Source organism: Candidatus Vagococcus giribetii (genome assembly GCF_017316185.1).
Classification (GTDB): domain Bacteria; phylum Bacillota; class Bacilli; order Lactobacillales; family Vagococcaceae; genus Vagococcus; species Vagococcus giribetii.
The window spans coordinates 124371-138303 of record NZ_JAFLVX010000015.1; the positions used below are offsets into that span (position 1 = coordinate 124371).

Genomic DNA, 13933 nt, shown 5'->3' on the forward strand with positions numbered 1-13933 from the left:
ACGACAAGAGCTAACAGAGCTTCTAATAAGGTAAATCCTTGATACCCTTTTATTCTTTGATTAGCTCTAATGATAATGAGTCACCTTCGATTCTTATATGTTTGTCTTTCCAAGTATTAATAGTAAATCCTTTGTCCTGACTCTTTTGTTTAATTTTTTCTTGGTTCTCTTTTGGGTAGTGAGAAGAAGCCGCGACTTCGTACAATAGGATAGCCATCTCTAATTCATCTTGACGTTTTTTCTCTTCTGATAGCATAAAAATAATCGTATTGTAAATCATTAAGACACTCGTAACAATGACCACCATCGCAACCATTGACTCTAATAACAGATACCCTTTATAGTTTTCCTTCACTGCGAATCACCTTACCACTACCTAATTGAAATTGATAACGAACCACTTTTTTGTGCAAATGATCTTCGATTTTTATTTGTTTAATCTCTTTTATATTACCTGTTGTGGTGAGAAAATCGATACTTCCAGATGTACGTAAGTTCAGCGGACCATTAACTTCTAATCTGTTTTGATGCATATTTCCATGATGAACATAATTAAAAATCAGAACATTTTCAAGGTCTTTTTGATTAATACTTGTGTTAGCTGCTTCCACAATAGCACTCTGTTGTGTTTTCTCTATGTTGCGTTCCAACTGGTTAAAAAACATTGCAATCTCCATCTCTTCTTGCCACTTCTTCAGTAAAATCATAGGGACCATGAAAAAAACACTCACACAACAAAGAACTAATAAACTTTCAATCAGTGTAAAGCCTTCATTACCTATTCTTTTCATCACTGAACCTTAATATTAAGTGCGTCAGCTTTTTCTTTTTGTTCTGTTGAAATATAGCCAGCCGCATGCAATTCATTGGTACTTGTAGGACGCTTATTATTGTCTAAATAATACATCTCACTTTGCGTTTCAATGACTTTAGTAATTGCAGAATCTCCCTGCTGATTAATGGTATCTGTTTGTTTCACTAGATTAGGCACAAATAAAATAATCAAAACAGCAATCACTAATAATACAATTAACATCTCTATCAAAGTAAATCCCTTATTATTTTTCTTCTTTCTTCGTAACTTCAATACATATCCCCCATTCCACTATATATCGGTAAAAGTAACGCTGCGTAAACAGATACAATCAATATCGCAATTAATAAAAACATGAGTGGTTGTAAGAACTTCATCTTTTTCTCAGCTAGTTGAAGTAAATACTCCCATTCTTTTTTCCCGTAAATAAGTAATTCTTTGCCTAAATCCCCTTTGACCTCGCCTTGTAGTAAAATTAAGTTTAGTTCTGGTTTTAAAAATCGCCATTCTTTAATGGGCGCGCTAATCGAGATCCCTTTTTCAATTTTCCCTTCAATAGTTTGAGCCATTTCTTTCATTAAAGGTGTATAGTTCTTTCCGTTCATTACCATGACCACCTCTCTAAATTCCATCCCTTGTGTCAATAATTTCCCCCATTCAGTAGCAAATAAAGAGGTATAATACGACATGAAAAATGCCCCTATAATAGGTACCTTACTCCACCAATTCGCTTTTTCAACAGCTGATTTTTTTCCTAAAAATGACTTTAATACTAAAGAGATAATTACAGCCAGTAACAGACAACCTAATAGTATTTCTGGGCTATACTCAACAAATACTAAGGCTAAGTTAGTACTTTCGTTTGCCGCATAGAGATCTGTTAGTTGTGGTAAAATGTACCACTTCATTCCTAATAAAACGCCTGATAAAAATAGCAATAGTAAACAAGGATAACTCACCACTTTAGCTAAATGTTGTTGCTTTTTTTGTTTATCTGACATTTGCTCAGCAATGTGACTGAGTGTACCCACAATGTCTCCATGTACTTCTGCAAAACTCAGTTGGGCTTTTTGACCTGTTGTTAAACCTAATACTGTTAAGGTTTCTGATAAACTAGCACCTCGCAGTAACTTGCGATTCATTCCTTTTATTTCTTTTTTCTTCTTTGGCATCACAACCATCAAAAATTGAAAACTGCTTTCTAAAGTAAACCCATTTGCCAATAACTCTGATAACAACGAGATAAACTCTAAACGCTCTTTTTTAGAGAACGACTTACTGCATGTTGTGGTAAGTTTCTTTTGAAATAAGCTTATTTTTATAGGCTGTTGCCACACTTTCCTCCCAATTAGTTTCCACCCCATTTAGTGAGACATCATATAGTACGCTATATTTGTTGGCTCCAGTCACTGGAATGAGTTCTTGATAAATAATCCCTTTTACGCATTGCTCTAATTCAATTTTTGGGATATCAAAATCTAGCAACCTGAGCCATACACTTTCCTTATCTGTGGCATGGATTGTTGAGAAAACCATATGCCCCGTGAGTGCTGCTCGAACCACCATTTTTGCAGTTTCTTGATCCCTTATTTCACCAATAATCAAAATATCTGGTCGATGTCTCAAACAAACCTTAATCAAAGACTCATAGGTTTGATCAATTTTTTCATTCACTTGAAATTGTAAAAAATCTGTCTGTTCTATTTCCACAGGATCTTCTATGGTAATGATTTGTTTTCTTTTTTGTTGATACCTCTTTTTAGCTAATTCATACATAGTCGTTGATTTCCCTGCCCCAGTAGGACCAGAAAATAAATACAAACCTTGTTTTTTCACACCACTTACTAATAACTGAGACTGCTCTGGAAAGACGTAGTGATGAGCTGTTTCCTTTTGGCTATGATGTAAAAAACGAACCACTAGTGTTTCTCGGTTCATGTAATCACCCACACTTGATAATCGAACCCTTCCAGAGCGATTAGAAAGGGAGACTGTGGCACTACCGACTTGTGCCTTTCTTTTTTCAGCAATATCCATGCCACCTAAGTACTTCAGGTATAAAATTAACTTTTCTCCAATCTGTTTATCCACTTGTTTATAAGTTTCTACTTCATGATGATAACGGTAAGATAAATCATATGATGACCCATGTGGGAAAACATATAAGTCACTCGCCTGAGTGACAAAACCTTTTTGTAGCAAAGCTTGAGCTATTTTTTTAACTTCCATTTCTCCCTCCTTTCCTTTTCATATTCAAGATTCGCCAAAAAAATGCATTTACTTATGAATTTCTAACTTTTTTTAAGTATGCTATAATCAGTATTATTCGTTTGGAGGAATTGTATGACTATCACACTCGTTAACCCCGATACTAGACAAGGTAAACAAGTTAAAGTGGGCTTTTCATGGACTGTTTTCTTTTTCGGTTCTTTCCCAGCACTTTTTCGTGGGGATTTAAAATGGTTTTTCATTATGTTTCTAGCTAATATATTTACAGCTGGCTTATCTCATTTCGTCTTTATGTTTATTTATAACAAACTCTATATTACTGATTTACTTAATCAAGGATATGGTCCCGTTGATGCTTTTGGAGAACAAGTTCTCCTTTCAAAGGGCTTCTTTATCCCTAGAAATGACTACCGTAGAGAGACATCTGATGATTTTGACGATTTAGATTTTTAAGGCAAAAAAAGAGATTGACCTGTTTATAGGTCAATCTCTTTTTACATATGTGCTGATGTGTAAACTTCGGATACGTCATCGTCATCTTCTAAAGCATCTACAATTGTTTCTAGTATAACTTGTTGTTCTTCCGTTAATTCTGTATAAACTTGAGGAACCATGGTTAATTCAGCTTGAGCGAGAACATAACCTTCTTTTTCTAAGGCATCTCTTACCTCCGCAAAATCACTGGCCTCTGTATAAATCTCAAAAACATCTTCACTAGCTTCTAGCTCTTCCCCACCAGCTTCTAAAACGCTCATTAACATGGTATCTTCATCTATATCCAACGCTTCACGTTCAATTGCTATATAACCTTTGCGATCAAATAAATACGCGACTGAACCTGTTTCACCTAAAGAACCACCATTTTTATTAATCGCTACTCGCACATTAGTAGCTGTTCTATTTTTATTATCTGTTAACGTATGAACTAAAATCCCTACACCTGCTGGACCATAACCTTCATAAATCACTTCATCATAGTTGTCACCTTCACCAGCTGATGTCGCTTTTTTTATTGCTCGTTGCACGTTGTCATTAGGCATATTTGCCGATTTTGCTTTATCTAATACTAATCTTAAAGAAGGATTCGAAGCCGGGTCAGGTCCACCACTTTTAGCTGCCATATAGATTTCACGCGATAACTTTTGAAAAATTTTACCACGCTTTGCATCTTGAGCACCTTTTCTTTGTTTAATGTTATTCCACTTTGAATGTCCTGCCATCTTAAGACCCCTTCTTCCTAAAAATTTTAAACTGCTCCTTTAGTGTAACATAATTACTACTTAATAAACACGTTACCCTTTCTTTTTACTTCCTTTACGGCGATTCAAGTAGAGATACGTTCCACTTAAAATCAAACAAGCAAAAAAGGCCCCCGTACTGTCTAAAACCACGTCTTCAAAAAGTGGGCTTCTTCCTCCTGTAAGCATTTGATGAAACTCATCTAAAGCTGCGTACCCTGTAGCACTTAACCAAGCGAATAAGAAAGAGATACCTAAGTGTTTGACACGTGGGTTGATTCCTAAAAAGAAACTACCACCTAAAATAAAATAAGTGCCAAAGTGTGCACCTTTACGAATAAAAAACTCGACAAATTTAAAGTACCCACTTGCCTTTACACTGACAGTTGAGCCGCCATACATGAACGAGACTTTCGAGAAAGCTTCTTTAAAGGGCTCTTTACTTAATATTTTTTCCAGCAAAGGAATTGTACTTTGTTGTTCATACGTCTGAGAGGAACTATAAAATAATATTCCCATCATTACTAAGGCAATCACTAAATAGGCATTGCCATTTTTAAATTGTTTCGTCATCTCATCACTCCTCAATCTTAATAATCGTACCTTGTTTGGTACATTTTATCAAACAAGTTTCTGATTAAAAAAAGTTAGTGTATAATAGTAATAATCATTGAAGGGAGTTAATTATATGAAATATACAATTACATGGGATCTTGATTCACTTTTTGAAGGTGGCATTGATTCAAAAGAATTACAAGCACGTTTAATTTTATTAGATGAACAAATCAAAGATTATTCACGTTTAGTGTCAAAATGGGACACAACAAGAGACGCACCTGCCTTTTTATTTCTAGATTCTATTTTAGCTTTACAAGAATTAGTTCAAAACGGCTTTGGTCAAACAATTAGTTTTGTTAATGCCATTCAATCTGCAGATGTTAACAATAAAAAAGCTGGGACTGTTTTAGCAAGTCTTTTCTCTAAATCAACTGACTTTGAAAATGCCAATGTGACATTTGCTAAAAAATTAACAGAAATGCCTGAAGACGTTTGGGAACAACTGAAAGTATCACCAGCAGCTCAAAAACAAGGCGTGGCTTTCATCTTAAACGAAAAACGCGAACAAGGTAAACGCCTATTAAGCGAAAACGAAGAAAACATTATCAATCAACTATCAACAGATGGTTTCAACGCTTGGAGTACACATTATGATACATTAGTGACTCAAATCCAAATTCCTTTTACAGAAGAAGATGGTACAGAAGTATTGCTTTCAGCTGGACAAGCCTTTAACAAAATGATGGGAGACGCTGATAGCAAGGTACGTGTTGATCTATTTGAAAAATGGGAGCAAGCATGGGCTGAAAAAGCACCTCTATTTGCTGACACATTAAATCACTTAGATGGCTTCCGCTTAACTGCCAATAAATTACATGGCGTGACTAATCACTTACAAGTACCTTTAGAATACAACCGTATGAAAGAAGATACACTAAATGCTATGTGGGGAGCAATCGCTAACAACAAACAACCTTTTGTTGACTTCCTAACTCGTAAAGCACAACTATTTGGTAAAGAAAAAATGGACTGGCAAGACCAAGATGCTCCAATTATTTTAGGTGACTTCAAAGAAAAACGTTATACCTTTGATGAAGCAGCTGATTTTATCGTTGAAAACTTCCGTCTATTTAGCCCTAAAATGGCTGATTTTGCTCAAATGGCTTTTGATAAGAGTTGGATTGAAGCAGAAGATCGTCCCGGAAAACGCCCAGGTGGCTACTGTACAAGCTTACCTGAAGATAAAGAATCACGTATCTTTATGACTTATGGTGAGTCAATCAATGAAGTGTCGACTCTTGCACATGAGTTAGGTCATGCGTATCACTCTCATGTTATGTGGGACTTACCTGCTATGAGCCAAGATTATGCAATGAACGTGGCTGAAACAGCAAGTACTTTTGCTGAATTAATCGTAGCTGATGCAACACTTAAACAAGCAGCAACTGACGAAGAAAAAATCAACTTAATTGATGTAAAAATGCAAAATGCCATTGCTATGTTCCTAAACATTCATACACGTTTCATTTTTGAAAATAATTTCCATGAAGCGCGTAAAGAGAATGTCTTAACAGATGAAGAAATCACACAATTAATGTTAGATGCTCAAAAAGAATCTTACTGTGATTCATTAGGTTCTTACCACCCACATTTCTGGGCAAGCAAATTACACTTCTTCATTGATGACGTACCATTCTACAATTTCCCTTATACATTTGGTTACTTATTCAGTTTAGGTATTTACGCACATGCTCAAAAACAAGGTGCTTCATTTGAAGATGAGTATATAGCTTTATTAAGAGATACTGCTTCAATGAGTACTGAAGATTTAGCTCTAAAACACTTAGGTATCGATTTAACTAAACCAGACTTCTGGCAAGATGGTATTGATATCATTAAAAAAGATGTTGAAGAGTTCTTAGATATCACAAAAAAATACATCTAATAGCACAAAAAAGAACTGAATTTTCAGTTCTTTTTTTGATTTCAAACTACTAGACTTGAAGTACGTAAATTGGTTTTTCGATTACAGTAACTATTAAGAAAACATTAAAAACCTCAAGTATATTGTTTTTGTGTTACACAAATGTTACAATTATTACAAAAGAGAACGGAGGCACTCTCATGAAAAAAAATATCAATTGGTTAATTTTAAGTGGTTTAATGCTGAGTATGTCACTTTACGGAATGACTGCGTCTGCAGAAGACACATCTACAGAACCAGCTAATCAAGAACAAAAAGAAGTAGCTACTGAAGACACTAAACTAAATGACATCACTGAATCAACAACTACTGAATCCCTAGACAGTAATAGTTCTAATGAGAAAGAGACAACTGATGCATCGAAAGTCGTTGAAACTATCGATAAAGCCATTGGAGAAAAGAAAGGCGAAGACGTTCCTGTTGATTCTAAACCACGACCATCAATCATTAGAGATGAGTTATTAAGTCAAGATTACGGGATAACAAAAGATGAATTAGACAAGTATACAGATGAACAACTGGAAAATACTATGACCTTATTCACACGTTACAATTATGATATCACTGGAATGGATTACGGTGCTTACGCACGACTTCTGACAACACTCTATGTGGATAAAACTGTGAATATTGAAAACGCGTTAACCCAGCTCTCATTTGATCCAGCATCCTTCAATAGCTATGCTGATATGATTCCCCAAGTTGAACAATTACAAGTCTATTTAAAAACTCTCTATCCAGTTAATAGCACATTTTTACCTGGTGTCAGTATGACAAACGAGCAATTGATTGTTAAACTAAAAAAACTACAAGTAATCGAAGATGAAGCTAAAGCAAACGGTCAGACACTACCTTTTGGAAGAATTGCTGGTTTACTACAAAGTGATACAGATGATAGTAGTGACTCTAGTTCAACAGATTCAACAACAAGTGAGTCGACAACTACTAGTACACAAAAAGACAAAGTAACACCAACAAGTTCTAGCAATAAAAAAGATGGTTCCTTACCAAAAACTGGCGAGAAACAAAACGAATTGGTTCTAGCAACACTAGGCCTATTTTCTATTTTAGGAGCAAGTTACGTATTATCTAAAAAATCATAACAATAACTTTCCACGATATAACAAAACAGGCTATGACATATAGACGTCATAGCCTGTTTCATTTTTATTTTTTCAATTCTTGACTGGCATTTAATCCAGCTAAACGTCCAGACGTATAAGCAAAACCTAAAGTAGCTCCTTCAAAATCTACATAAACTTTTCCGTACATACCACCGGCATCAGAACCTGCCACATAAAGATTTGGAATAACGTTGCCTTTTGCATCAACAGCTTGAATATTTTCATTAATGCGGACTCCACCTAATGTTCCTAAGTTTCTCGCTACAAATTTAATCGCATAGTATGGACCTTCATCAACACCAATTAAACGTTTTGTATCTGCAAAAAATAAGTCATCTTTACCAGATTTAATACTATCATTGTATTGCTTAACAGACTGTTTAAAGGCTCCTTCATCTACTTTCATAGACTTAGCTAATTCTTCAACAGAATTACCTTTGAAAATCATACCTTTTCCCGCTAAAGAATCTAATAGTGGAACAAAATCATAAGCCATTTCTTCTTCAGCCAAGAACTCATCTGTATCATTTGGCTCATTAAACTCCATGAAAAACTGACGATTATTTTCCCATTTTTTAAATTGATGTTCGATTGATTTAGTCCCTGACTTCTTAATTTTATTTAACATATTAGAATCAACAATAACATATTCCGTTTGATTCGGTTGAGAAGCTATTTCTGCTCCATGAACAGAATACAACGTTGCATGTGTTTCATCGCTAAATCTCTTACCATCTGTGTTTACTCTTAAGTTTGGGTATTTAGTAAACGTTGTTAATGCATACCACTCGTCCCCTACTTCTTTTGGAACATTCCCAATATCTTTAGGATCATTTTTTTCCCAGAAATACTGAGCTACTTCTGTTCCTTCTTTAGCAGCACCAGCATCCCAAGCCATTTGGACACCATCGCCTTTATTTTGTTCGATTTCACCTTTTGTATAAGGCTCACCCATATATTCTTTCAGCATGTCATCGTTACCACCAAAACCACCTGTTGCTAGAATGACTTTTTCAGCTTTTACAGTTAGTTTGCTACCATCTTTTTGTTTACCAACAACACCGCTTACTTTTCCATTATCATCTTTAAGCAATTCCTCTACAGGCGTATCGAAGTAAACATCACCACCAGCTTTTTTAAAGTTTTCAATTAAATTAGTAATTGCTTTAGTTCCGCCATCTTGATAACCATGTAAAGTAGCTGGATTTCCAATATGCTCATAACCGCCACCTGTTCCAGCATCTGCTAACTTCAACTTAACACCATTTTCATTTAACCAGTCCACAGTTGGTCCAGACTCATCGATAATTTTTCTAACTAAAAGAGAGTTCATATTTCCTTGTGAGGCTTCTAAGTATTTGTCATAGAGCCATTCTTTATCGACTGTTTTATTCTTTTCCTTTTGTTCTTTACTATCAGCTGCAAACATACCACCAGCTAATGTACCTGCCCCCATTGGTTGAGCCGTTTTTTCAAGCAAAGTAACTTTAGCACCACTTTCAACAGCTGCCATCGCTGCTGAAGATCCCGCTGCCCCAGCACCAACTACAACAACATCTGTGCTAATTTCTTTATCTTCCGCTTTTTTTGTAGCTTTTTTATCTTTTTTACTTAGTTTTTCCGTATCCACGCCTGCTGATTTCAAAGCATCTTTGGTTCCATCAATAATTCCCTCTGAAATCACAGTTGCTCCAGATACTGTATCCACATCTAAACTTTGACTATCCACAATTTCTTTAGGAATTCGTTCTAAAGCTGGTGCCGCTACATCTTCTGTTTCAGCATGTTCTTTAACTTCTACTTTTTCAATCTTTTTATCTGATAAGGTTACTTCAACCTTAACATCTCCGTTCTTTCCTTGACCAACACCAGAATAAACACCTGATTTATACTGACTTTGATCTTGTTGACAACCTGTTAATAATAAACTTAATCCAAGTAACGATACAAAAAATCTCTTTTTCATTAATTTTTCCCCATCCTATCTCGCTTGATAATTTTTTCACAATTGATTATAACAAGTCTAATGATAGTTAATAAGGTCTGAATCAACGATTAATCTCCTCGTTTCAAAGATTCTTTAAATTCACCTGGAGTAATACCAACTAATTCTTTAAATTTCTTATAGAAAAAAGAACTTGATGTGTACCCACAAGCTAACGCCACTTCCTCTACTGAATAATCAGTATGTTTCAATAAATCTTTTGCTTTTTCTAATCGTTCCATTTGGACAAGTTCCAAATAACTTTTACCAAACTCAAGTTTAAGACGATATGATAAATAATTAGGATGATAATTAAAATAATCTGCCATTCTGATTAAAGTTATATCTTGAAAATGATTTTTAATATACTCTAAAATATCTGTTGCTTTGATCACTCGTTTGTTCCTGTCATTAGAACGCTCTCTTAGCTCTCTTTCGATTTCATAAATAAGAGACATCATTAATGAATACAATAATTGCTCTGAGAAATCCCATTCATCATAATACTCACAAAGTATTCGAACAAATACAAAAGGTAAGTCATCTTCTAGCGTTGTCTTTAAATGAATACTAAACTGCTTGGAGTGAGTAGAATTCATTGACTTCAATATATAACTAGTTGTCTCTGACAAGAGATTGATAAATTCTTTTTTAGGAATTAAAAACAAACTAAATATACTATTCTTTGATAATGTTAGTGACACTTTATTCCCTGTTGGAATTACTATCAGATTTCCTACATTTAAATAACCACTTGAATTCAAGTAGCCACTACCTTTCATCAAACTACCTATGACAACATGATTTGGAAAGGTAATAGTTTGTTCTGTTATCTCCTTTATAATAAGACATTTCTTTTGCTGATTTTCTAAATCACCTTCACTAAATCTAAGTGACGATTGTTCAAGTGTTTCTAAATAGTTAAGCAACTCATTAATCTTCATTTTTATCCCCTCTACTTAGTTAGTCTCATCTATAAAAGAGTACTAAAAAAAGACTGAACTTGAGAATAACACTCAGGTTCAGTCTTTAAACATTTAAAAGTTGTTATTACATACGTACGCCGAAGTCTGGTGACCAAGCTGAAATGCTTTGAACACATACGTTTTGTCCTGGTTGTGGTGCATGGATATATTGTCCACCACCTACATAGATACCAACATGGTGAGTTGATCCAGGTGCTCCCCAGAATACTAAATCTCCAGGTGCTAATTGGCTAAGTGAAATCTTAGCTCCTGCACCCTCTTGAGGTACAGTCCAACCACCGATTTCTCTTCCTTGAGCAACACGGTAAACATAAGATGTAAATCCTGAACAGTCAAATGAATCAGGTCCTTTAGCTCCCCAAACATATGGTTTTCCAATGTGTTTGTAAGCTTCAGCAACAACTGCACTTGCATCTCCTGGTGCTGGAGGAGCTACTTCTTGACCGCCGCCTCCACCGTTACCATTGTCAACTGGAGGCGTTGTTTGTCCGCCACCGTTACCGTTGTCAACTGGAGGTGTTGTTTGTCCGCCACCGTTACCGTTGTTGTCAGTGTTGTTTTCTACTGGAGGTGTTGTTTGTCCACCACCGTCATTATTTGTTGTTGTACCAGAGTTATCTACTGTATTAGCTGGCTCTTTTTCTGCTTGTTTCACAGCTGCTTCAGCCGCTTTTTTAGCAGCTTCACGTTGAGCTTCAGCTTCAGCTTTTTCAGCTAAGAACTTATCTTTTTTACCTTGTTCAGTTTCTTTTTCAGCTGAGATTTCGCTAACTGCTGCTTGTTGAGCTAATTCTTGGTCGATTAATTCGCCTTTTTTCTGTTCTAAAACAACTGCTGTTTCTTGAACTTCAGCGATTTTATCTTCTGTTTCAGATTTTTTATCTTCAACAGCTTGTTTGTCTTCTTTTTGTTGTTTCATCATGTCGTTGTTTGCGTTAACTAATTTTGATGCTGCCATTACTTTTGTCACAGCGTCAGAAACTGAGTCTGATGTTAACACTAAGTCAACTACGTTAGAGTTGTTAGATTCAACTTGAACCGAACGAGCTTGTTCTTTGATAGAAGCATCACGTTTTTCAATACGTGCTTCTAAGTCTTTTACTTCCTCGTTTAATGAGCCAATTTGTTTGTTTAACTCACCTTGTTTTGTTTGTAAAGCTGATGCTTCTTCTTTAATAGAAGCGATGTTTCCTTGAATTGAAGCTAATGCTGATGAAGCAGTTGCTTCTTTACTTTTTAAGTCTGCAATTTTTTTGTCTTGTGATTCGATTTTTGAATCAACTGTGTCTGCACTTACAACTAATGGTAATGCAGTTGCTGATAACATAAGACTACTTATTAATAGTGTAGATAAAATCTTCTTTTTCAATTTGTTAGTCCCCCAAATATATAAATTATTCTTTAAATTTTCTCTTGTTATTTAACGATAATAGAATTGTAGCACAAGCACATGTCAGCCATATAATGAGAATGTTACAAACATGTTTCAAATCAAATAATTCTATTTACCTACGTTAAACATTTTCTTTAATGGCACCACTAAAATGGCGATCAAACAAATGTTAACAATGAGTGTTGGGGCTAGTGTTCTAGCGAAAAAGTCCAACACAGTTGTATGTGTTAAATTAAAGATTGTTAAGAGTAATACACGTCCTAATGAGAGTGCTGTAACAAATACAATAAAACTTAGTATTAGGGTAAATGTATTAGGATACACATGTTCAAACAAGGCATACATGACTAAAACAATGAGTGGTAACAAAATAAAATTAATCCCTACTACATTGTAAAAATAAGAATCATATAACAAGCCAATGACTCCTGATGTAATTACCAAGTATGGCTTCTCCATTTGGAAGGTAGCAAACATTAAAAACAATAATAGTAAGTTACTTGTAAAGTCCATTGGTACTGATAAAACTGCTAGAATTCGACTACTAATATGACCATCAATTAGCATCATAAAAAACAAAATAAACGGCAAACTATAAGATAAGTATTTTCTCTTTTTTGTCATTCATTGTTACCTGCCGATCTTTTAACAACAGTCACTTGACTCACGTCATACATATCTGCTAAGGGTGTAATTAAAACTTCATTCGTTAAACCTGTTTTATTTTTCTTAACTTCTTTTACTTCACCTACTAATAAGCCTTTTGGTGAATTATTCCCTAGGCCTGAAGTTGTTACTTTACTTCCGACTTCGATTTTATCAGTTGATGTTAATTGAGAAACAACTAGAGTGTGTGTTTTATTGTTATAGCCATCCATTAAACCATATACCATGTCACCTTTGTCACCTGGAATCATCACAGGAAAATGATTTGTTGTTTGGTTAATAGATGTTAATAATTCGACTTTAGCACTATTTTCTTCTGCAATAATTACTCGACCAATTAAGCCTTTATCTCCCATAACTGCCATGTTCACATCAATGCCATCTTTTTTACCTTTATTGATAATCAGAACATCTTGCCAACTATCTGGTGAACGGTTCACCACACTAGCATTAACAACATCGTAATTAATTAGTGTTTCATTTAGATCCAACTGTTTCTTTAATTTTTCGTTTTCTGATTTTAATACTTCTACTTCTGCTTGAAGTGAGGCATTATGATCTATTTTTTTCTTTAACTCATCATTCTCTGAATAAGTATTAAATAAATTATTCACGGATTTCACCATGTTTTCAATCCCTCTAAAAGGTGCTTTAACAATATTATCAATGGTTGCCACTACTCCGTTTACTTGAGATTGTCCAGGTAAACTTTCTTTTTTATTATCTCGTTGCATCGCAGTAAAACTAATAAGTAAAACCACTAGGATAATAATCGTTAGGGCAATAATGATATTTCGACTTGAATTAAATTTCTTCACTTTTCCACCTCAATGAAATCTTCGTTTTTTGACGTATACATAACCTCCATTCTAACATCATTTTTAAAAAATCGCTAGAAATCAACTGTTAAAATTAACAATTTTATAAGAAGTCTTCTCCTTTTATTTTGACAAAAAA

The 13933-nt window shown here is 34.8% G+C and carries 15 protein-coding genes; 3 read left to right on the forward strand and 12 right to left on the reverse strand.

Features of this window, described 5'->3' with window-relative positions; genetic code table 11:
* Positions 1–49: 49 nt before the first annotated feature.
* From DOK76_RS05510 to comGA, 5 genes are read right to left on the reverse strand one after another with little or no spacing between them, the layout of a single operon-like run.
* A complete protein-coding gene (locus tag DOK76_RS05510; protein WP_206965576.1) occupies positions 50–355 on the reverse strand; it encodes a hypothetical protein in 306 nt (101 codons plus the stop codon).
* Positions 339–791 (reverse strand): competence type IV pilus minor pilin ComGD, encoded by a 453-nt coding sequence (gene comGD / locus DOK76_RS05515; RefSeq protein ID WP_206965577.1) that lies wholly within the window; start codon positions 789–791, stop codon positions 339–341. The genes DOK76_RS05510 and comGD overlap by 17 nt, the downstream gene beginning before the upstream one ends.
* On the reverse strand, positions 791–1087 hold the full coding sequence (gene comGC / locus DOK76_RS05520; RefSeq protein ID WP_255521643.1) for a competence type IV pilus major pilin ComGC: 297 nt from the start codon (positions 1085–1087) through the stop codon (positions 791–793). The genes comGD and comGC overlap by 1 nt, the downstream gene beginning before the upstream one ends.
* Positions 1084–2178 carry a competence type IV pilus assembly protein ComGB gene (gene comGB, locus DOK76_RS05525; protein WP_255521644.1) on the reverse strand — a complete coding sequence of 365 codons (1095 nt, stop codon included), beginning with the start codon at positions 2176–2178 and terminating at the stop codon, positions 1084–1086. Before comGB ends, comGC begins: the two co-directional genes overlap by 4 nt.
* On the reverse strand, positions 2090–3043 hold the full coding sequence (comGA, locus tag DOK76_RS05530; protein WP_206965581.1) for a competence type IV pilus ATPase ComGA: 954 nt from the start codon (positions 3041–3043) through the stop codon (positions 2090–2092). Before comGA ends, comGB begins: the two co-directional genes overlap by 89 nt.
* Positions 3044–3157: 114 nt before the next feature.
* Between comGA and DOK76_RS05535 the strand changes: the two genes are divergently transcribed.
* Entirely contained in the window at positions 3158–3496 is a 339-nt protein-coding gene (locus tag DOK76_RS05535) for a hypothetical protein (RefSeq protein ID WP_206965583.1), read from the forward strand.
* Positions 3497–3537: 41 nt separating this feature from the next.
* Here DOK76_RS05535 and DOK76_RS05540 read toward each other — a convergent pair whose 3' ends face one another.
* Positions 3538–4263, reverse strand: a complete 726-nt coding sequence (locus tag DOK76_RS05540; RefSeq protein ID WP_206965586.1) for a YebC/PmpR family DNA-binding transcriptional regulator — start codon at positions 4261–4263, stop codon at positions 3538–3540.
* A 72-nt stretch (positions 4264–4335) separates the two neighbouring features.
* Positions 4336–4854: a VanZ family protein gene (locus DOK76_RS05545; RefSeq protein ID WP_206965588.1), complete on the reverse strand. Its 519-nt coding sequence runs from the start codon at positions 4852–4854 to the stop codon at positions 4336–4338.
* 115 nt (positions 4855–4969) lie between these two features.
* Here DOK76_RS05545 and DOK76_RS05550 point away from each other — a divergent pair, with 115 nt between their 5' ends.
* Positions 4970–6784, forward strand: a complete 1815-nt coding sequence (locus DOK76_RS05550; RefSeq protein WP_206965590.1) for a M3 family oligoendopeptidase — start codon at positions 4970–4972, stop codon at positions 6782–6784.
* A gap of 179 nt (positions 6785–6963) precedes the next feature.
* Complete coding sequence (locus DOK76_RS05555; RefSeq protein WP_206965592.1) at positions 6964–7926, forward strand: LPXTG cell wall anchor domain-containing protein; 963 nt, start codon at positions 6964–6966, stop codon at positions 7924–7926.
* A gap of 64 nt (positions 7927–7990) precedes the next feature.
* Here DOK76_RS05555 and DOK76_RS05560 read toward each other — a convergent pair whose 3' ends face one another.
* The 5 genes from DOK76_RS05560 to mreC all read right to left on the reverse strand — a co-directional run bounded on the left by DOK76_RS05560 (position 7991) and on the right by mreC (position 13794).
* The gene (locus tag DOK76_RS05560) at positions 7991–9913 is read right to left on the reverse strand and encodes an FAD-dependent oxidoreductase (protein ID WP_206965594.1); all 1923 of its coding nucleotides are present in this window, start codon (positions 9911–9913) and stop codon (positions 7991–7993) included.
* 89 nt (positions 9914–10002) lie between these two features.
* Positions 10003–10875 carry an AraC family transcriptional regulator gene (locus DOK76_RS05565; protein WP_206965595.1) on the reverse strand — a complete coding sequence of 291 codons (873 nt, stop codon included), beginning with the start codon at positions 10873–10875 and terminating at the stop codon, positions 10003–10005.
* Positions 10876–10981: 106 nt separating this feature from the next.
* Positions 10982–12286, reverse strand: coding sequence for a C40 family peptidase (locus DOK76_RS05570; protein WP_206965597.1), 1305 nt, complete (start codon positions 12284–12286; stop codon positions 10982–10984).
* A 132-nt stretch (positions 12287–12418) separates the two neighbouring features.
* Complete coding sequence (gene mreD, locus DOK76_RS05575) at positions 12419–12934, reverse strand: rod shape-determining protein MreD (RefSeq protein ID WP_206965599.1); 516 nt, start codon at positions 12932–12934, stop codon at positions 12419–12421.
* Positions 12931–13794, reverse strand: a complete 864-nt coding sequence (mreC, locus tag DOK76_RS05580; RefSeq protein WP_206965602.1) for a rod shape-determining protein MreC — start codon at positions 13792–13794, stop codon at positions 12931–12933. The genes mreD and mreC overlap by 4 nt, the downstream gene beginning before the upstream one ends.
* Between the last annotated feature and the right edge of the window lie 139 nt (positions 13795–13933).